This is a genomic window from Streptomyces sp. NPDC096013, from assembly GCF_044763565.1.
Taxonomy (GTDB): domain Bacteria; phylum Actinomycetota; class Actinomycetes; order Streptomycetales; family Streptomycetaceae; genus Streptomyces.
In genome coordinates, this window is the sequence record NZ_JBIWGK010000017.1 from 176,674 (window position 1) to 195,822 (window position 19,149).

The 19,149-nt window shown below is 70.5% G+C and carries 15 protein-coding genes; 11 read left to right on the forward strand and 4 right to left on the reverse strand.

Annotation, left to right across the window (positions count from 1 at the left end; translation table 11 throughout):
* Positions 1-13: 13 nt before the first annotated feature.
* Positions 14-2,944 carry a tetratricopeptide repeat protein gene (locus ACIRB1_RS39095; RefSeq protein WP_403468862.1) on the reverse strand — a complete coding sequence of 977 codons (2,931 nt, stop codon included), beginning with the start codon at positions 2,942-2,944 and terminating at the stop codon, positions 14-16.
* Positions 2,944-4,770 (reverse strand): HSP90 family protein, encoded by a 1,827-nt coding sequence (locus ACIRB1_RS39100; protein WP_403468863.1) that lies wholly within the window; start codon positions 4,768-4,770, stop codon positions 2,944-2,946. The genes ACIRB1_RS39095 and ACIRB1_RS39100 overlap by 1 nt, the downstream gene beginning before the upstream one ends.
* 166 nt (positions 4,771-4,936) lie before the next feature.
* On the opposite strand from ACIRB1_RS39100, the gene recG reads away from it, so the two are divergent.
* From recG to mutM, 8 genes are all read left to right on the forward strand, one after another.
* Positions 4,937-7,150: an ATP-dependent DNA helicase RecG gene (gene recG, locus ACIRB1_RS39105; RefSeq protein ID WP_403468864.1), complete on the forward strand. Its 2,214-nt coding sequence runs from the start codon at positions 4,937-4,939 to the stop codon at positions 7,148-7,150.
* A gap of 74 nt (positions 7,151-7,224) precedes the next feature.
* The gene (gene rsmD, locus ACIRB1_RS39110; RefSeq protein WP_403468878.1) at positions 7,225-7,845 is read left to right on the forward strand and encodes a 16S rRNA (guanine(966)-N(2))-methyltransferase RsmD; all 621 of its coding nucleotides are present in this window, start codon (positions 7,225-7,227) and stop codon (positions 7,843-7,845) included.
* Complete coding sequence (coaD, locus tag ACIRB1_RS39115) at positions 7,842-8,351, forward strand: pantetheine-phosphate adenylyltransferase (protein ID WP_352182285.1); 510 nt, start codon at positions 7,842-7,844, stop codon at positions 8,349-8,351. The genes rsmD and coaD overlap by 4 nt, the downstream gene beginning before the upstream one ends.
* Positions 8,352-8,450: 99 nt before the next feature.
* Positions 8,451-9,527: an ATP synthase F0 subunit B gene (locus ACIRB1_RS39120; RefSeq protein ID WP_403468865.1), complete on the forward strand. Its 1,077-nt coding sequence runs from the start codon at positions 8,451-8,453 to the stop codon at positions 9,525-9,527.
* A gap of 155 nt (positions 9,528-9,682) precedes the next feature.
* Positions 9,683-10,327 carry a DUF177 domain-containing protein gene (locus ACIRB1_RS39125; RefSeq protein WP_352182283.1) on the forward strand — a complete coding sequence of 215 codons (645 nt, stop codon included), beginning with the start codon at positions 9,683-9,685 and terminating at the stop codon, positions 10,325-10,327.
* A 2-nt stretch (positions 10,328-10,329) separates the two neighbouring features.
* Complete coding sequence (gene rpmF / locus ACIRB1_RS39130) at positions 10,330-10,503, forward strand: 50S ribosomal protein L32 (protein WP_015657589.1); 174 nt, start codon at positions 10,330-10,332, stop codon at positions 10,501-10,503.
* Positions 10,504-10,522: 19 nt separating this feature from the next.
* Complete coding sequence (rnc, locus tag ACIRB1_RS39135) at positions 10,523-11,368, forward strand: ribonuclease III (protein WP_403468866.1); 846 nt, start codon at positions 10,523-10,525, stop codon at positions 11,366-11,368.
* Between the two features lie 79 nt (positions 11,369-11,447).
* Positions 11,448-12,302: a bifunctional DNA-formamidopyrimidine glycosylase/DNA-(apurinic or apyrimidinic site) lyase gene (gene mutM / locus ACIRB1_RS39140; protein WP_403468867.1), complete on the forward strand. Its 855-nt coding sequence runs from the start codon at positions 11,448-11,450 to the stop codon at positions 12,300-12,302.
* 10 nt (positions 12,303-12,312) lie between these two features.
* Here the strand turns inward: mutM and ACIRB1_RS39145 are convergent, their stop codons facing one another.
* Together ACIRB1_RS39145 and ACIRB1_RS39150 are read right to left on the reverse strand one after the other, a co-directional pair.
* Positions 12,313-12,714 carry a helix-turn-helix domain-containing protein gene (locus ACIRB1_RS39145; protein WP_352182280.1) on the reverse strand — a complete coding sequence of 134 codons (402 nt, stop codon included), beginning with the start codon at positions 12,712-12,714 and terminating at the stop codon, positions 12,313-12,315.
* Positions 12,715-12,794: 80 nt separating this feature from the next.
* Positions 12,795-14,027: a CAP domain-containing protein gene (locus ACIRB1_RS39150; protein WP_403468869.1), complete on the reverse strand. Its 1,233-nt coding sequence runs from the start codon at positions 14,025-14,027 to the stop codon at positions 12,795-12,797.
* A 155-nt stretch (positions 14,028-14,182) separates the two neighbouring features.
* On the opposite strand from ACIRB1_RS39150, the gene ACIRB1_RS39155 reads away from it, so the two are divergent.
* From ACIRB1_RS39155 to smc, 3 genes are all read left to right on the forward strand, one after another.
* On the forward strand, positions 14,183-14,464 hold the full coding sequence (locus ACIRB1_RS39155) for an acylphosphatase (RefSeq protein ID WP_352182278.1): 282 nt from the start codon (positions 14,183-14,185) through the stop codon (positions 14,462-14,464).
* A 392-nt stretch (positions 14,465-14,856) separates the two neighbouring features.
* A complete protein-coding gene (locus ACIRB1_RS39160) occupies positions 14,857-15,057 on the forward strand; it encodes a hypothetical protein (protein ID WP_093629369.1) in 201 nt (66 codons plus the stop codon).
* Positions 15,058-15,275: 218 nt separating this feature from the next.
* Entirely contained in the window at positions 15,276-18,881 is a 3,606-nt protein-coding gene (smc, locus tag ACIRB1_RS39165) for a chromosome segregation protein SMC (RefSeq protein WP_403468870.1), read from the forward strand.
* Positions 18,882-19,149 lie beyond the last annotated feature (268 nt).

The following is a 19,149-nucleotide window of genomic DNA, read 5'->3' on the forward strand; positions in this document are numbered from 1 at the left end:
GCGCCAACTCCCCTTACTTGTCCGTCTGTTCCTCCATCAACTGGAGAAGCTGCTCGGCCTCGGCGCGACGGGACCGTACCGTCTCGTCGCCGTCGTCGGCACCCTCGTAGGCCTTCAGCACGCCACGCGCGCGTGCGGCGGCGTCGGCGGGGCGGCTGAGGTCGGCCTCCAGCCAGCCCGCGGCCAGTTCGGCGGCGGTACGGGTGTGCACGGCGCCCTCCCCGAGGGCGGCGAAGACGGTGACCGACTCGGCGGTCTCGGCCAGGGCGTCCTCGAACGCGGCCTGGATCGCGGTGTCCTCGGCCTCCTCGGCGACGGAACGGGCCAGCAGTTCACCGAACTGCCGGTGCGTGTGGCCGAGTTCACCGGTGAGCCGCTGCCGCGCCTCCTGGTCGTCGGTCACCAGGAGCGCGGCCTCGCACTCCTGGATCGCGCCCGCCATCAGCTCCCGCGCCCGGTCCAGACCCCGGTCCGCGCGCAGCGCCAGCCACGCGCGGGCGCGCAGCGAGCGGACCAGCCCGTGCACGTTGCCCAGGGTCCGCCACAGGTCGCCCGCGCGCTCGTACGCCCGGTCCGCCTCGGCGGGCAGGTCCGCGTGGCCCAGGGACTCGGCCGCGAGGTGGGCGAGGGTCGCGTGGTCGTTCTGCTCCGGCCAGTGCCGGGCGATCTCGGCCGCCTGCAACCGCCGTTCGGCCGCCGCGCGGTGCTCGCCCAGTTCGCTCAGACAGTCGCCGAGCCACCACTGCGTCTGGACGATCGCGCCGTCGCCGTGTGTCTCGGCGCTCAGGTCGGGCAGCGCCGACTCCAGCACCTCGGCGGCCTCGGCCCAGCGGCCCTGGCGCAGCAGGAAGCCGCCGAGCTGATGCCGTGCCCAGGCGCCCAGCGTCTGTCCCTCGCCGGCCTCGTCGGACCAGTGCGCGGCCTCCAGAGCGTGCTCGGCGGCCTCCTCGGACCGGCCCCGGCCTCCGAGCACCTCGGCGAGCTGGAGATGCAGCTGAGCCCGTCCAGGCGCCTCCAGATACGGTCCGCCGTGCTCCAGGGCCGCCCGCAGCGCCCGCTCCGCCTCCGTGACGTCACCGAGGTGATGGGCGAGCCCGGCGAGCCGTGCCTCGTACTCCACCGCGAACCACGGCAGCCCCGCGGCCGCGAACGCCGTCGACGCCGTGGAGAACAACCGCACGGCCGTCTCCAGGTCCCCGGCCCGCACCGCGAGTTCGGCCAGCATCGCCTGCCCCTCGGCACCCCGCGCGGCCAGCCGCACATCGTCCCCGGTGTGCCCCTCGACCAGCGCCAGCACCTCCCGTACGGCGGCCTCGGCGGCGGCCAGGGCCTCGGGGCCGGGGGTGTCGTCCGGGGACTCACCATGGACCCTGCGCATCAGGATGCGCGCCCGGCTCATCAGCACGGCAGCCGCCTGCCGGACGCCGGTGCGGTCCTCGGAGTACAGGGCGAGCACCCCGTCGTACGGGGCGTCGATCGCCGCCACAGCCTCGTCGATCTCGCCCGTGAGAGCGCGCACGTACGCTCCACGCGCGCGTGCCGCCAGTGCCTCCCCGGGGTCGCCCGCCTCGGCGAACAGCTCGGCCGCGCGTTCGAAGAGGGCGATGCCCTCGGGACCTTGGTCCATCGCCTGGTGGTCCGCGATCTCGGCACGGTCGCGGGCGGACAGCTCGGCGCCCTCAGCGGCCCGCGACACGGCCAACCAGGCCTCCACGGCGTGCGGTTGGAGGGTGTCCGACAGCCGCCGCGCCTCCGCGAGGAGCGCGCCGAGGTCCTTCTCCTGGATGACCTCGGGTGCAGCCGCCGGCACCGGTGCCGCGACCGGCCTGGCCGCCGAACGCACTCCCAGGGGGAGCCGTTCCGCCAGGGGACGCTGGTCCATGCGCGCGCGTGCCCGGTCGCCGATGTGCGTCGTGCCGTTGCGCCCGTCGAAGCGGGCGGCCAGGGAGAGGGCCTCCGCGCGCGCGTGGACGGCGAGTTCACGTGCCGTCCAGGTACGCCCGGCCGGCCCCGGCACCTCCTGGTCGCCGAGGCCCAGCTCGGTCAGCCGGTCCATCAGCAGCGTCACCACGGACAGGAAGTCCAGTCCGCTGCGCGGGTTCCCGGAGTCCGTGAAGTACGCCGGACGCTCCGCGAGCAGCTCAAGACCGCGCGCCTCGTTGCCGCTCAGCGCGCAGAACTCCACATGGTCCGCGTACGCGCCCCGCATGCTCTCCATGGGCCGTACGAGACGGAAACCGCGCAGGTGGTGCGCGCGGGCCTCCTCGGCCCGGCCCAGGCGCAGCAGCGGGGCCAGGGAGGACGCGAGGACGGTGTGCGGCTCGTGGGCGCAGGTGAACTCGCCCTCCAGGACCGGCCCCCACAGCTCAAGGGCCTCGGCGTCCCGCTCCCGCTGCACCTGCCACTCTCCCTGGGTGTGCAGCTCGCACGCGTGGCAGTCGGCCATGGTGTCCCGGTCCGCGGCCAGCCACGCCGCGTACGCCCGCTCGGCCCGCGCCAGGTCACCGACGTGCGAGGCGACGCTGAACTCGGCGCTGCGCACGGCCCGTTCGGAGTGCCCGGCCAGCCGGTAGCGGTGCTCCATCTCGCCGAGCCACTTCTCGATCGACGCGAGCGGTATGTGCGGCTGGCCCAGCATCCCGGACGACACCCACTTGAAGACCCAGTGCAGCGAGTGGACCTCGTACTCGTCGAAGTCCTCGGGCCGCTCGTCCCACATGCGCAGCAGGCGCGCGAAGGGGACGAACATCTTGTCCTTCTCGGAGCTGTAGTTGTAGACCTTCAGCTGGTGCCCGAGCGCCTCGATCACCGCCAGCGGGACGTCCAGCTTCTCGGCCTCGGCGAGCAGCTGCTCCGCGCGCGCGTTGCGCGCCGGCCCCTCCGGCTCCTCGGAGTTCTCCGCCATCGCCCGGCGCAGCTCGCCGAGGTCGGTGATCCCTGTCATCAGTGGTCGCCCTCCCCGTGTGTGGCCCACTCCAGGAGGCCGATGAACGCCCGGTTCAGCAGAGCCGAATCGGCGGGGCGCAGGGGTCGCTGCGCCATCAGGAGTGCCTGTCCGTAGAGCGACTCGGTGGCCGTCCCGATCAGGTCCCGGTCCCCGAGCGAACTGATGCGCCGGATCAGCGGGTTGAGATGGTTGAGCACGAGACGCGCGCGGGGAGCGCTGCCCCGCAGCGAACCCAGGATGCCCGCCCACAGGTCGTCGGCCTGCTCCTCGGCCTCCGCGCGGGCCTGCTCGTGCCGGGCGGAGCGGTCGTCCAGGTGCAGCGCGGGCACCGACAGCGGATGGAACGCCCGGAGGACCACATCGCAGCCCAGGGGGTCCAGCTTGGCCCGCGCGGCGGCCAGGAAGTCCGCGAGCGCCAGCTCCTCGGCCGGGTCCACCGAGTCCAGGTGCGCGGTCACGGTGTCCGAGTCCAGCTCGGCGACCACCGTCCCCGGGCGCACCGACGGCAGCGCCTCGACCAGCTCGCCGTCGTAGGTGTAACCGCCGTTGATCACCCCGATGCCCTGCGCGGAGGCGATCGGGGCGACCTGCCGGTACTCCTCCACGGTCCGCGTGAAGTGCACCACCGGGTGGCGCTGCGCGAACTCCTCCAGGGACACCCGTCCGTCGGTGGTCTCGAACGGGAGCCACGGCAGCATCGTGCGCAGCATCTCCTTGTCGTGCCGCGCCAGGGACTTCACTCCCAGGTGGTGCACCGACAGGAACGCGGCGAGCCGCTCCGGGTCGCCCGCGGCGAGCCCGGTCAGCCAGCCCCGGATCCGCTCCCCGAGCGCCTCCCGTACGGCGGCCAGCGTCTCGTCCTCGTACAGCGACTCGCGTGAGGCCGTCGGGCGCAGGCTGTCCGTGTCCAGCACACAGCGCACGAAGAACGCCCAGTCGGGCAGCAGCTGCTCGGCCCGCTCGGTCAGCAGCATGCCCTTGAGATGCACCCGGTGACCCGCCCGCTGCGCCGGACTCACGGCACCGGGAAGGACGTAGGCCACTCCCCGGATGCCCGCGAGCGGCACGGACAGGTCGATCGAGTCCAGCGGTGTGAACCCGAACAGCTCGTGACAGTGCCGCGCCAGCGCCACCCTCCGGGTGCCGGGACTCGGGTACGGCCGGTCCCAGGGCGCGGGCAGGTCGGTGACCGCCTCGCCGTCCACCTGGACGTCGTACGGCAGCAGCGCCCCGAAGTCCCGGGCCAGCGCGAGGACCCGCTCCTTGGTGAGCCACTCGGAGGCGCCCGCGCGGGCCACCAGGTGCACGGTGGTGCCCGGTTCGGGGCGTTCGGCGTCGGGCAGGGTCCGTACGGTGTACGAGCCGTCGTCGGTCGCCGTCCACTCCACGGGCGGCGCGTCCGGCGTACGGGCGCTGCGGCTGACGACCCGGATCCGCTCGGCGACCACGAAACAGGCGAGCAGCCCGATGCCGAACTGCCCGAGGAAGTCGGAACGGGCCTCCTGGAGCCCGTCGGCGCGCTTGGAGCTACGGCCGATGGTGGCGAGGAGGTTGTGCACGTCCGCCTCGGTGAGGCCGACGCCGGAGTCCTCGACGCGCAGGGTGCCGCCGTCGGCGTGGAGCCGTACGCGGGCAGGCGAGTCGGGCTGCTCGGCCCGGCGGGCGGTGATCGCGTCCACGGCGTTCTGCAGCAGTTCGCGCAGATAGACCTTGGGGCTCGAGTAGAGGTGATGGGAGAGCAGGTCCACCAGACCGCGCAGGTCGACCTGGAACGTGTGAGGTGACTGGGATGCCTGGGATGACTGTGAGGTCTGGGAGTCCATCGTCGCAGCGCCGAGGTGGGGGAGGTGCGATCGGCGCGGGGGTCGGGCGGTCCCGGTGAGGCGGTGACCGCGGGATGGCCGGAGCGCGCCATCCTAGGCCCCGAACGACCCGCCTGACCAGGGGTTTCACAAGACGTATACGGCATTGTCAGTGGCGTGGTGTGCAATGGATCTCGTGCCCGCACTGGAAGAACCACTGAAAAAGGTGCTCGGCCCCGCCACCGCGAAGGTGATGGCCGAGCATCTCGGCCTGCACACGGTGGGCGACCTCCTGCACCACTACCCGCGCAGATACGAGGAGCGGGGCCAGCTCACACACCTCGCCGAGCTGCCGATGGACGAGCACGTCACCGTGGTCGCCCAGGTCGCCGACGCCCGTCTGCACTCCTTCGCGTCCAGCAAGGCCCCCCGGGGCAAGGGCCAGCGCCTCGAAGTCACCATCACCGACGGCAGCGGCCGGCTTCAACTCGTCTTCTTCGGCTCGGGAGTTCACAAACCCCACAAGGAACTCCTGCCGGGCACGCGCGCGATGTTCGCCGGCAAGGTCTCCGTCTTCAACCGCCGGCTTCAACTCGCTCATCCGGCGTACGAGTTGCTGAAGGGCGACGCCGAGGAAACGGTGGAGACCTGGGCGGGCACCCTGATCCCCATCTACCCCGCCACCGCCAAGCTGGAGTCCTGGAAGATCGGCAAGGCCCTCCAGACGGCACTCCCCAGCGCCCAGGAAGCCGTCGACCCCCTCCCCGACTCCCTTCGCGAGGGCCGCGGCCTGGTCTCCCTCCCGGAAGCCCTCCTCAAGATCCACCGCCCGCACACCAAGGCGGACATCGCCGCAGCCCGCGACCGCCTGAAGTGGGACGAGGCCTTCGTCCTCCAGGTCGCCCTGGCCCGCCGCCGCCACGCGGACGCCCAACTCCCGGCGGTGGCCCGCAAACCGACCCCGGACGGCCTCCTCGCCGCCTTCGACGACCGACTCCCCTTCACCCTCACGGACGGGCAGGTGAAGGTCTCCAAGGAGATCTTCGACGACCTGGCCACGGAGCATCCGATGCACCGGCTGCTCCAGGGGGAGGTCGGCAGCGGAAAGACGATGGTGGCCCTCCGGGCCATGCTCGCCGTCGTCGACGCGGGCGGGCAGGCCGCGATGCTGGCGCCCACCGAAGTGCTCGCTCAGCAGCACCACCGCTCGATCACTGAGATGATGGGGGAGCTGGCCGAGGGCGGAATGCTGGGCGGGGCCGAGCGGGCGACCAAGGTCACGCTGCTCACCGGCTCCATGGGGACGGCCGGCCGGCGTCAGGCACTCCTGGACCTCGTCACCGGTGAGGCCGGGATCGTGATCGGCACGCACGCGTTGATCGAGGACAAGGTCCAGTTCCACGACCTGGGCCTGGTCGTGGTCGACGAACAGCACCGCTTCGGCGTCGAGCAGCGCGACGCCCTGCGCGGCAAGGGCAAACAGCCCCCGCATCTCCTCGTCATGACCGCCACCCCCATCCCGCGCACGGTCGCGATGACGGTCTTCGGCGACCTGGAGACCTCGGTCCTCGACCAGCTCCCGGCCGGCCGTTCGCCCATCGCCAGCCATGTCGTTCCCGCCGCGGACAAACCCCACTTCCTGGCCCGCGCCTGGGAGCGGGTGCGGGAAGAGGTCTCCAACGGCCATCAGGCGTACGTCGTCTGCCCCCGCATCGGCGACGAGGAGGACGACCCCAAGAAGGCGGGCAAGGCCAAGAAGAAGTCCCCCGAGGACGAGGCGGAGAAGCGCCCGCCGCTCGCCGTCCTGGACATCGCCTCGCAGCTCGCCGAGGGGCCGCTCCAGGGGCTGAGGATCGAGGTGCTGCACGGCCGTATGCACCCCGACGACAAGGACGCCGTGATGCGCCGGTTCGCCGCCGGGGACACCGACGTCCTGGTCGCCACCACGGTCATCGAGGTCGGCGTCAACGTGCCCAACGCCACAGCCATGGTCATCATGGACGCCGACCGCTTCGGCGTCTCCCAGCTCCACCAGCTCCGCGGCCGAGTGGGCCGGGGCTCCGCGGCCGGCCTCTGCCTCCTGGTCAGCGAGATGCCGGAGGCCAGCCCCGCCCGCCAGCGCCTCAACGCCGTCGCCTCCACCCTCGACGGCTTCGAACTCTCCCGTATCGACCTCGAACAGCGCCGTGAGGGCGATGTGCTGGGCCAGGCCCAGTCCGGCGCCCGTACGTCCCTGCGCGTCCTGTCGGTCATCGAGGACGAGGAGGTCATCGCGGAGGCGCGGGAGGAGGCGACGAAGGTGGTCGAGGCCGATCCCGAACTGGAGCGCCTCCCGGGCCTGCGCACGGCCCTGGACGCGCTGCTGGACGAGGAGAGGGAGCAGTACTTGGAAAAGGGCTAGAGGCCACCCGCCCAGGGGCGCGGGGCCGCATCGGACATGCGGCTACCGCCGCGCGTGCGCGACCAGCCACACTGATACCTGAAGACGCCCACAAGCAAGGACTCAAGATGACCCGCGTGATCGCCGGCCAAGCCGGCGGACGTCGACTCGCCGTCCCGCCAGGGACCGGCACCCGCCCGACCTCCGACCGCGCACGCGAGGGCCTCTTCTCCACCTGGCAGTCCCTCCTGGGCGCCCCCCTGAGCGGCGAACGGGTCCTCGACCTCTACGCGGGCTCGGGCGCCATCGGCCTGGAGGCGCTCTCCCGCGGCGCCGGCCACGCCCTCCTCGTGGAGGCCGACCCGAAGGCCACCCGCGTGATCAGGGAGAACGTCAAGAACATCGGCCTCCCCGGCGCCGAGGTCAGGGCGGGCAAAGCGGAACAGATCGTCCAGACACCGGCGCCGACGGACCCGTACGACATCGTCTTCCTCGACCCGCCGTACGTTGTCGCAGATCACGATCTTCGGGAGATTCTCCTCACACTCCGGTCGGGGGGCTGGCTCGCGCCGGACGCGCTCGTCACCGTGGAGCGCAGCACCAGAGGCGGCGAATTCGGGTGGCCGGACGGCTTCGACGCGATCCGGGCCCGTCGCTACGGCGAGGGGACCTTTTGGTACGGTCGCGCCGCCTCTACGTGCGAAGACGCACGATGACCGGACCGCAGAGCGAGGGGACCCAGTTGCGCCGCGCCGTATGTCCGGGGTCGTTCGACCCCATCACCAATGGACACCTCGACATCATCGCCCGTGCCTCCCGGCTGTACGACGTCGTGCACGTCGTGGTGATGATCAACCAGTCGAAGAAGGGCATGTTCACCGTCGACGAGCGGATCGAGCTGATCCGTGAGGTGACCTCGGAGTTCGGCAACATCCAGGTCGAGGCGTACCACGGACTGCTCGTCGACTTCTGCAAGCAGCGCGACATCCCGGCCATCGTCAAGGGCCTGCGCGCGGTCAGCGACTTCGACTACGAACTCCAGATGGCCCAGATGAACAACGGCCTTTCGGGCGTCGAAACCCTGTTCATCCCCACCAGCCCTACCTACAGCTTCCTGTCGTCCTCGCTGGTCAAGGAGGTCGCGCAGTGGGGCGGCGACATCTCCCACCTGGTGCCGGGCGTCGTCCTCGAAGCGCTCACCGAGCGGCTCGGCAAAAGCTGACGCACTGACAGTGCGTCACCCGGTGTCGGGCGGGGCGGGAGTGGTCGTACAGTCGACCCGTCCGTCTCCAACACGTCGGTAGAGAGTGGCGAGCACACGGTGGACGTGCAGAAGAAGCTCGACGAGATCGTCTCCTCGGTCTCCAGCGCCCGGTCCATGCCCATGTCGGCCTCGTGCGTGGTCAACCGCGCCGAGCTGCTCGCGCTGCTCGAAGAGGTGCGCGCGGCGCTGCCCGACTCGCTGGCCGAGGCGCAGGAGCTGATCGGCGGCCGGCACGAGATGGTCGAGCAGGCCCGCCAGGAGGCCGAGCGGATCATCCAGACCGCGCACGCCGAGCGCGGCTCGCTGATCTCCGACACCGAGGTCGCCCGCCGCTCGCAGAACGAGGCGGACCGCATCCTCGCCGAGGCCCGCCAGGAGGCCGAGGAGATCCGCGCGGAGGCCGACGACTACGTCGACTCCAAGCTCGCCAACTTCGAGGTCGTCCTCACCAAGACCCTCGGCTCGGTCGGCCGCGGCCGCGAGAAGCTGCTCGGCACCGGCCCAGGCATCGACGACCAGGGGTACGAGGACGAGGACGCCCCCGAGCGCAGCCACGACCCGGAGACCCTGCGCCGCGACGCCGACGCGTACGTGGACGTCAAGCTCGGCGCCTTCGAGGCGGTCCTCGCCAAGACCCTGGAGGCCGTGGGCAAGGGCCGGCAGAAGCTGCACGGACGGATCGCCAGCGACGACCTCGGCGCCCTCTCCCTCGACGAGGACGGCAACCAGGTCCAGCACACCAGCGACGCCGACTACCTCGCCGACCTCGCGGCCGTCACGGACACCCCGGCCTCGGCGGCCCCGCTCCAGCCCGAGCAGCAGGACTACGCCCCGCAGGCGGCCTACGACTACCAGCAGACCGCCCAGCAGCAGGACCCGTACGGCTACCAGCAGCAGGGCTACGTCCAGCAGCAGGACCCCTACGGGTACCAGCAGGCCGACCCCTATGCCTACCAGGGCTACGACACCGGCCAGCAGCCCGTGTACGACCCGAACCAGATGCAGCAGGCCCAGGCCGACCCGCAGCAGAACCAGGGGCAGCAGGGGTACGCGCTCGACGAGACCAGCCTCTTCGACACCGGCATGATCAGCGCGGAGCAGCTGCGGGCGTACGAGCAGGGCCGCGGGCTGTAGCGATCCGGGCCGGTGGCCGGGTGCGGGCACCGGATTGGGCCGAGAGCGAAAGGTCCAGTATCCTGGCTCTTCGGTCGCGTGTACGTCCGCGATCACCGCTGCCCGGAAGCACCGAAGGGCAGCGCCCCATGAGCTCAGCAGACCGAAAGACAGGGATGGCTCTGAACGCCCGCCTCGACCACCGCAACCCACTCGTGTTCGACACTCACGAGCTGGGTCGGCGTCCTGGTGCGCTCCAGCGCCTGAACCGTTCGATCGACGCTCCCAAGGATCTCGGGATCCAGGGTGTCATCGGAGTGCCGGAAGGCGCCCCGGTGGAGCTCGACCTCCGTCTTGAGTCGGTCATGGAAGGGGTGCTCGTCACAGGCACCGCCCGTGCACTGGCGAAGGGGGAGTGCGTAAGGTGTCTGGAGCCGGTCGAGCTGTCGCTCGAAGCGGACTTCCAGGAGATGTTCTCGTACCCTGACGCCGACGACCGTGGCCGTGTGAAAGCGGAACCGGTCGACGACGCCGAGGAAGACGAGGACAGGCTCTTCATCGAGGACGGCCTGTTCGACCTCGAACCCGTGCTGCGCGATGCGGTGGTGCTCGCACTGCCGATGCAGCCGGTGTGCCAGGACGACTGTCTGGGCCTGTGCTCCGAGTGCGGAGTACGGCTCACGGACGACCCGGACCACCACCATGACGCCGTCGACATCCGTTGGGCGGCACTGCAGGGACTCGCCGGTTCACTCGAAGACGGCGAGAAGGACGAGATGAGCGGCGCCGAACCGGGCGTCGACGAGAAGCAGGAGAAGTAGCCGTGGCTGTTCCGAAGCGGAAGATGTCGCGCAGCAACACGCGCCACCGCCGGTCGCAGTGGAAGGCTGCGGTCACCCCTCTGGTTGCGTGCGAGCGCTGCCACGAGCCCAAGCAGCAGCACATCGCGTGCCCGTCTTGCGGCACGTACAACAAGCGCCAGGTCCTCGAGGTCTGAGCGGCTGGTGAGAGGCTCCATGTCTGACGTCAAGGCGGACTCAGTCGCCAAGAAACCGACGGACACGGCCTCGTCCCACACGCTGTTGGAAGGGCGGCTCGGGTATCACCTCGAGTCCGCCCTTCTGGTGCGTGCGCTGACCCACCGTTCGTACGCGTACGAGAACGGCGGTCTGCCGACGAACGAGCGGCTGGAGTTCCTCGGGGACTCCGTGCTCGGCCTCGTCGTCACGGACACGCTGTACACCACCCACCCCGACCTGCCCGAAGGCCAACTGGCCAAGCTGCGGGCCGCGGTGGTTAACTCTCGTGCGCTGGCGGAGGTCGGTCGCGGTCTGGAACTCGGCTCCTTCATCCGGCTCGGCCGGGGCGAAGAGGGCACGGGAGGCCGGGACAAGGCGTCCATCCTCGCCGACACCCTGGAAGCGGTGATCGGCGCGGTCTATCTCGACCAGGGCCTCGATGCGGCCTCCGAACTGGTGCACCGCCTGTTCGACCCGCTCATCGAGAAGTCCTCGAACCTCGGTGCCGGCCTGGACTGGAAGACCAGTCTCCAGGAGCTCACCGCGACCGAGGGGCTCGGTGTCCCCGAGTACCTGGTCACGGAGACCGGCCCCGATCACGAGAAGACCTTCACTGCTGCCGCCCGCGTCGGAGGCGTCTCGTACGGCACCGGCACCGGCCGCAGCAAGAAGGAGGCGGAGCAGCAGGCCGCCGAGTCCGCCTGGCGGTCCATCCGGGCCGACGCGGACGAGCGCGCGGCGAAGGCGAAGGAGGCGGCCGAACAGCAGACCGCCGAGGTCGCCGTCGAGGCCGCCGAGCAGCCTGCCGAGGGAAGCGCCGACACGTCGTCGGCGTCCGCCTGACCGAACAGCGCGACCTGAGCGCCCGTCCCCGCAGCGGGGCGGGCGCTCGGTTCATTCACCCGTCGTCACAGGGGATGTCATGCCCGAGTTGCCCGAGGTCGAGGTCGTCCGGCGGGGTCTGGAGCGGTGGGTCGCCCAGCGGACCGTCGCCGACGTTGAGGTGCTGCATCCGCGTGCGGTACGACGCCATGTCGCCGGCGCCGACGACTTCGCGCACCGGCTCAAGGGCCATCGGATCGGCATCCCGAGCAGGCGCGGCAAGTATCTGTGGCTGCCGCTGGAGGACACCCGGCAGGCGGTGCTCGCGCATCTCGGGATGAGCGGGCAACTCCTCGTTCAGCCGCGCGCGTTGCCCCACGAGAAGCATCTGCGCATCCGGGTCGGGTTCGCCGACGACGTGGACACGGAACTCCGCTTCGTCGACCAACGCACCTTCGGCGGGCTGTCGTTGCACGACACGACCCCGGACGGGCTGCCGGACGTCATCGCGCACATCGCGCGTGACCCCCTGGACCCGTTGTTCGACGACGAGTTGTTCCACCAGTCGCTGCGCCGCAAGCGGACGACGATCAAACGGGCCCTGCTCGACCAGTCGTTGATCAGCGGAGTCGGCAACATCTACGCGGACGAGGCCCTGTGGCGGGCCCGCGTCCACTACGAACGTCCGACCGCGACCTTCACGCGCCCGCGCACCGCCGAACTCCTGGGCCACGTACGGGATGTGATGAACGCGGCGCTCGCGGTGGGCGGCACCAGCTTCGACAGCCTGTACGTCAACGTCAACGGGGAGTCGGGCTACTTCGACCGCTCGCTCGACGCGTACGGTCGCGAGGGTCTGCCGTGCCGGCGCTGCGGTACGCCGATGAGCAGGCGGGCGTGGATGAACCGGTCGAGCTACTTCTGCCCCAAGTGCCAACGGGCGCCGCGGAGTTGACCCTTCGGGTCTAGACGGCGCCGCGCGTCTCGTCGTAGCGCGTGCGGGCGGCGAGGACGTCGTCCATGCGGGACTCCACGAAGTCGACGAGGCCCTTCAGGCGTTCGGCGACGCCACGGCCCAGCGGGGTCAACTCGTAGTCCACGCGCGGTGGGTTGGTCGGCTGGGCGTCGCGGTGGACCAGGCCGTCGCGCTCCAGGGCGTGCAGGGTCTGCGAGAGCATCTTCTCGCTGACGCCGTCGACGCGGCGCCGCAGTTCGTTGAAGCGCAGCGAGCCCTCGTACAGCGCGCACAGGGTGAGTCCGCCCCAGCGGCCCGTGACGTGCTCCAGGGTGCCTCGGGAGGGGCAGGCCTTCGCGAAGACGTTGTACGGGAAGCTCTGCTCCTCCGTACGCTCCTGGGTCGTGTCCATGGCACAAGGGTACGCGAACACAGCGCTAACCGACAGGGAGCACTAACCACTGGTTAGTGCTCCCTGTCGGTTGCTCGTTCCTAGTACCCGAAGTCCTGCGTCCACCAGGGGCCGCCGGTGCCGAAGTGCACGCCGACGCCCAGGGTCTTGAAGTCGCAGTTCAGGATGTTGGCCTTGTGGCCGGGGCTGTTCATCCACGCGTCCATGACCGCGGCCGCGTCGGCCTGGCCGCGGGCGATGTTCTCGCCGCCGAGGTTGGTGATGCCGAGCTTCTCCGCCCGGTCCCACGGGGTGGCCCCGCTGGGGTCGGTGTGGTCGAAGAAGTCCTCGTCGGCCATCTGCGTGCTGAAGTTCTCGGCGAGCGTGGTCAGCGAACTGTTGGCGGCGACCGGGCTGCAACCGACGAGCGCGCGCTGTTCGTTGACGAGCTTGAGGACCTCGGCCTCGGCCGCGGCCTCCGTGGAGACCGTCACCGGCGGAGCGGCGGACTGCGTGGGCGTCGGGGTGGGCTTCGCCGAGGGGGCCTTGGTCGTGGGCTCCGCGGTCGGGGCGGTGGCCACCGGCTTCTTCGCCGGTGCCTTGGTGGCCGGCGCGGTGGCGGACTTGGTCGGAGCCGCCGACGGGGAGGCCGCGCGGTTCGCGTCGCGGCTCGTGGAGGAGCCGTCGTCGCGGGACTCCGCGCTGCCGGAGGTACCGCCCTGCTCGGTCGCCGAGTTGGTCGGCGAACCGGCGGCCTGCACCTTGTCCGAGCTGTTGCCGCCGCCGAGCTTGTAGTTGTCCAGCCCCGGCACGGCACCCGTGGCGACCGCGACCGTACCGATGGCGACCGCCGCGGAGACCCCGAGCAGTCCGGACTTCACCGGCGTCACGCTCTTGCGCTTGCGGCGGCGACCGCGGCCCGCGCGCGAACCCTCGCCCCGGGCGGAGGAACCCGCCGCCTCGGGGAAGACCACGGCGTAGTCCTCCTCGGTGGCGAAGAGATACGCCTCGCTCTTGCGGCGGGAGTCGGCCTTGAGGCGCGTCTCGGCCCTCAGCCGGGCCTCGCTCTTCGGCGGGACCTCGCCGCCGTGGGCGTGGACCTCGCGGACCCGGTGGTCCACGGGGGTCTGGTGGAACTCGGAGGGGCCCTCCGGGTGAAGGTAGGGCGCCATGCCGATCGTCGAGCCGTCGGCCGGGGTCCAGTCGGACCGGTCGTTCCAGTCGTACGAGTCATGCGGGTCGTAGCCGCTCGTGTATGAGCCGTGCGTCTCTGTGACCCCCGTGGCGCGGCTCGTGGCGGCGCGGCCGGCGGCGGAGCGTCGGTGGCGTCCCATGTCCTTGCCTTTCGTCCTTGCGGTCAACTCGTCCGTGCGGTGACCCAGCTCACTCGATCGAGTGAGTTTCATATGAGATTCATTGGGGCGGACGGTACCGCATGCCGCGTGGGGAGCAAGTGTCCGGAGAGACATTGGCCGGTTAGGTTGCAGCCATGAGCGAGGATGTTCGGATGGTCGCCTGGGTGCGAGGACGTGTGCAAGGTGTGGGTTTTCGGTGGTTTACCCGTGCCAAGGCCCTGGAGATCGGCGGCCTGAGTGGTTTTGCTCTCAATTTGGGCGACGGGCGGGTGCAAGTGGTCGCCGAGGGAGCGCGTGAGGGCTGCGAGGGACTCCTCGATTGGCTCCGGGGAGGCGACACGCCCGGGCGCGTGGTCGGCGTCACCGAGATCTGGGACACACCTCGCGGCGGCTACGACGGCTTCGCGATCCGCTGAGCGCACTCCGCGAAACGGTGTGCAGCGGCCCCGACGGAAGCGGAGGGACATGCCACCGGCAGCTGCCCACAGCAGAAATGGCCTGGTGGTTGCCAATATCGGCTCGCTCTGGCAGGCTCCGCACCTAAGGATGATCGCCACACTTGGAAAGGCCCCGCAGGAGTCGCAGCGCCGCCCACTCAGGGCCGCGTGCCCCCGGGTTGCCGCCAATACGGGGTGTGATCGTGTTGACCGTCAAACTTTTTGGTGAGACTCTGAAAGCCCCGCGCACCTTAGCTGTTTGGCATGGAAGAACAGCAGAGCAACACTTAAGTCTGTCAAGCACCGCGGGTGCGATTCCCTCACGACCCACACCGCTTCGGTCGGTCACTCAGTGTGGAGGACCATCCATCATGGCAAAGGCGCTTCTCGGTTACGTCGGCGGCTCCGACCCGCGACTCCTCGCCGAGATGCGACGGCTCCAGCAGCGCGTCCAGGACCTGGAATCCGAGCTCGTTCGGATCCAGGAAGAGAACGACGCGCTGACGGCTGCCGCAACTCACGATTCGCTGATCGAGCTCGACGCACGCCAGGCAGAGCCCGCGCTCACCTGATCACTGCGACGCACCACATGGCACGCAGTGGTCGGGCGGCCTGCTTCAACCACTAAGTTGTCAGAGTTTGCAAGGGACGCTTCGGCGTCCCTTCTTTCTTTCCCCCGTATGCCTCCACCTTCTTTAACGTTTGATGTGCCCTGCACGTTCACGGGCGAAACCGCGGGGGACCGGACGTTCATGGAGAGAGCGAGCGGCGGAAGGTAGAGTCCAGCGGCGTGCACCTCAAGGCCCTGACCCTGCGGGGGTTCAAGTCGTTCGCCTCGGCGACCACGCTCCGGTTCGAGCCGGGCATCACGTGCGTCGTCGGTCCGAACGGCTCGGGCAAGTCCAATGTCGTGGACGCGCTCAGCTGGGTCATGGGTGAACAGGGCGCCAAGTCGCTGCGCGGCGGCAAGATGGAGGACGTCATCTTCGCCGGCACCACCGGCCGCCCCCCGCTGGGCCGCGCCGAGGTGTCCCTGACCATCGACAACTCCGACGGGGCGCTGCCCATCGAGTACGCCGAGGTCACCATCACGCGGATCATGTTCCGCAATGGCGGCAGCGAGTACCAGATCAACGGCGACACGTGTCGCCTCCTCGACATCCAGGAACTCCTCTCCGACTCCGGCATCGGCCGCGAGATGCACGTCATCGTCGGCCAGGGCCAGCTCGACTCCGTGCTGCACGCCGACCCCATGGGCCGCCGCGCCTTCATCGAGGAGGCGGCCGGGGTCCTCAAGCACCGCAAGCGCAAGGAGAAGGCGCTCCGCAAGCTGGACGCGATGCAGGCCAACCTCGCGCGCGTGCAGGACCTCACGGACGAACTCCGCCGCCAGCTCAAGCCCCTGGGCCGCCAGGCCGCCGTGGCCAGACGCGCCGCCGTCATCCAGGCCGATCTGCGCGACGCCCGCCTCCGCCTGCTCGCCGACGATCTCGTACGCCTGCGCCAGGCGCTGAACACCGAGATCGCCGACGAGGCCGCGCTGAAGGAACGCAAGGAGGCCGCCGAGCTGGAGCTGCGCAAGGCAATCCAGCGCGAGGGGCTCCTGGAGGACGAGGTACGGCAGCTCACACCGCGTCTCCAGCGCGCCCAGCAGACCTGGTACGAGCTGTCCCAGCTGGCCGAGCGGGTGCGCGGCACGATCTCGCTGGCCGAGGCGCGGGTGAAGAGCGCGACCTCGGCGCCCCCCGAGGAGCGGCGGGGGCGTGATCCCGAGGACATGGAGCGCGAGGCCGCCCGCATCCGCGAGCAGGAGGCCGAACTCGAAGCGGCCCTTGAGGCGGCCGAGCACGCGCTGGAGGACACGGTCGCCCACCGCTCCGAACTGGAGCGCGAGCTGACGGCCGAGGAACGGCGCCTGAAGGACGTGGCCCGTTCCATCGCCGACCGCCGTGAGGGCCTCGCCCGGCTCAACGGCCAGGTCAACGCGGCCCGTTCGCGCGCCGCCTCCGCCCAGGCCGAGATCGACCGCCTCGCCGCCGCCCGTGACGAGGCACAGGAACGAGCGGCCATCGCCCAGGAGGAGTACGAGGCACTCCAGTCCGAGGTCGACGGCCTCGATGCCGGCGACGCCGAACTGGCCGAGCGGCACGAGGAGACCAAGCGCCGGCTGTCCGAGGCGGAAGCCGCGTTGACGGCGGCCCGGGAAGCGGCCACGGCCGCGGAACGCAAGCGGGCCGCCACCCAGGCCCGCCACGAGGCACTGGCACTGGGCCTCCGCCGCAAGGACGGCACCGGGATACTGCTCGGCGCACGGGACAGGCTCACCGGTGTGCTGGGTCCGGCGGCGGAGCTGCTGACGGTGGCCCCGGGCCACGAGACAGCCCTCGCGGCGGCCTTCGGCGCGGCGGCGGATGCGATCGCCGTGACAACACCGGCATCGGCGGCCGACGCGATCCGGCTGCTGCGCAAGCAGGACGGCGGCAGGGCGGCGCTACTGCTGGCAGGCGGCCCGGACGACCGAACCCGGGACACGGGCACCCTCCAAAGGGGCGCGGGGAACGGCGCGCCCAGCCACGACGCACCTACAGGCGCCACACTACGTTTCGCCGCGGATCTGGTCCGTGCCCCCTCCGACCTCATGCCCGCGGTCCGCCGCCTCCTCCACAACTACGTCGTGGTCGAAACCCTCGAAGACGCCGAGCGACTCGTATACACCCAGCCCGAGTTGACCGCGGTCACCGCCGAAGGCGACCTCCTCGGCGCGCACTTCGCCCACGGCGGCTCCGCTGGCGCCCCCAGCCTCCTCGAAGTCCAGGCATCGGTGGACGAAGCCGCGGCCGAACTCGAAGAACTGGCCGTCCGCTGCGAGGAGTTGGCCACCGCTCAGCAGACCGCGGCCGAGCGCCGCAAGGAACGCGCCGCGCAGGTGGAGGAGTTGGGGGAGCGCCGCAGGGCCGCCGAGCGCGAGAAGTCGGCCGTGGCGCAGCAGTTGGGACGCCTCGCGGGACAGGCGCGGGGCGCTGCGGGCGAGGCTGAACGATCCGCCGCTGCCGCCGCACGGGCACAGGACGCCCTCGACAAGGCCGTGGAAGAGGCTGAGATTCTCGCTGAACGGCTTGCTGTGGCCGAGGAGATGCCGGTCGAGGAGGAGCCCGATACCTCCGTGCGGGATCGGCTTGCCGCTGACGGGGCCAATGCTCGGCAGACCGAGATGGAGGCGCGGCTTCAGGTCCGTACCCATGAGGAGCGGGTCAAGGGGCTGGCCGGGCGCGCCGATTCGCTGGACCGGGGGGCCCGGGCCGAGCGGGAGGCACGGGCGCGGGCGGAACAGCGGCTCGCGCGATTGCGGCACGAGGCCGGGGTCGCGGAGGCCGTCGCCTTCGGGGCGCGGCAGTTGCTCGCGCACGTCGAGGTGTCCCTGCGCCGCGCCGACGAGGAGCGCACCGCCGCCGATGCCGCGAAGGCGCGCCGTGAGCAGGAGCTGACCGCCGCCCGCAACCAGGGCCGCGACCTCAAGGGCGAGCTCGACAAGCTGACCGACTCCGTGCACCGGGGGGAAGTGCTCGGTGCCGAGAAGCGGATGCGGATCGAGCAGCTGGAGACCAAGGCGCTGGAGGAGCTGGGTGTCGAGCCGTCGGGGCTGATCGAGGAGTACGGGCCGCATCAGCTCGTGCCGCCCTCGCTCGCCGCCGAGGGCGAGGTGCTGCCGGAGGACCCGGAGGACCCGCGCAACCAGCCCCGGACCTTCCACCGCGCCGAGCAGGAGAAGCGGCTCAAGTCAGCCGAACGGGCGTACCAGCAGCTGGGAAAGGTGAACCCGCTCGCGCTGGAGGAGTTCGCGGCGCTGGAGGAGCGCCACAAGTTCCTCAGCGAGCAGCTGGAGGACCTGAAGAAGACCCGGGCCGACCTGCTTCAAGTGGTGAAGGAGGTCGACGAGCGCGTCGAGCAGGTCTTCACCGAGGCGTACCGGGACACGGCCCTTCAGTTCGAGGGTGTCTTCAGCAGACTGTTCCCGGGTGGCGAGGGCAGGTTGATCCTGACCGATCCCGACAACATGCTGACCACGGGTGTGGATGTGGAGGCACGCCCGCCCGGCAAGAAGGTCAAGCGGCTTTCCCTGCTCTCCGGCGGGGAGCGGTCCCTGACCGCGGTGGCCCTGCTGGTGTCGATCTTCAAGGCGCGGCCCAGTCCCTTCTATGTGATGGACGAGGTCGAGGCGGCCCTCGACGACACCAACCTCCAACGGCTGATCCGGATCATGCAGGAGCTCCAGGAGGCCTCGCAGCTGATCGTGATCACCCACCAGAAGCGCACGATGGAGGTCGCCGACGCGTTGTACGGCGTCTCCATGCAGGGCGACGGAGTGTCGAAGGTCATCTCGCAGCGCCTTCGCTGAAACCCCCTCGATTGTTCAACTCTTGAACGTGGCGTGTGATCGATAGGGTTCTATCTCACACCGCAACCCCTGTTGACTTCGAAACTTGAAGGCATAGTCTCTGCAACGTTGCTTTTACCTTCAGGTGGTGGGCAGCGGAATGCTGTGCGCCACTGGAAGGGTCGCCCCCCACCCCGGCGGCGTTGCCGGTGGCCCGAGGAGTTACACGTGACCAGCACTGCGCAGGCACCTCAGTCAGGAGCCGGGTCGGCTCATCCCGAGCATCTCG

Bases quoted from the DNA above. Each gene is read 5' to 3' on its own strand.
- ACIRB1_RS39095 (WP_403468862.1), bottom strand. From the start codon at position 2,944: ATGACAGGGATCACCGACCTCGGCGAGCTGCGCCGGGCGATGGCGGAG.
- ACIRB1_RS39100 (WP_403468863.1), bottom strand. From the start codon at position 4,770: ATGGACTCCCAGACCTCACAGTCATCCCAGGCATCCCAGTCACCTCAC.
- recG (WP_403468864.1), top strand. From the start codon at position 4,937: ATGGATCTCGTGCCCGCACTGGAAGAACCACTGAAAAAGGTGCTCGGC.
- coaD (WP_352182285.1), top strand. From the start codon at position 7,842: ATGACCGGACCGCAGAGCGAGGGGACCCAGTTGCGCCGCGCCGTATGT.
- ACIRB1_RS39125 (WP_352182283.1), top strand. From the start codon at position 9,683: ATGGCTCTGAACGCCCGCCTCGACCACCGCAACCCACTCGTGTTCGAC.
- rnc (WP_403468866.1), top strand. From the start codon at position 10,523: ATGTCTGACGTCAAGGCGGACTCAGTCGCCAAGAAACCGACGGACACG.
- mutM (WP_403468867.1), top strand. From the start codon at position 11,448: ATGCCCGAGTTGCCCGAGGTCGAGGTCGTCCGGCGGGGTCTGGAGCGG.
- ACIRB1_RS39145 (WP_352182280.1), bottom strand. From the start codon at position 12,714: ATGGACACGACCCAGGAGCGTACGGAGGAGCAGAGCTTCCCGTACAAC.
- ACIRB1_RS39150 (WP_403468869.1), bottom strand. From the start codon at position 14,027: ATGGGACGCCACCGACGCTCCGCCGCCGGCCGCGCCGCCACGAGCCGC.
- ACIRB1_RS39155 (WP_352182278.1), top strand. From the start codon at position 14,183: ATGAGCGAGGATGTTCGGATGGTCGCCTGGGTGCGAGGACGTGTGCAA.
- ACIRB1_RS39160 (WP_093629369.1), top strand. From the start codon at position 14,857: ATGGCAAAGGCGCTTCTCGGTTACGTCGGCGGCTCCGACCCGCGACTC.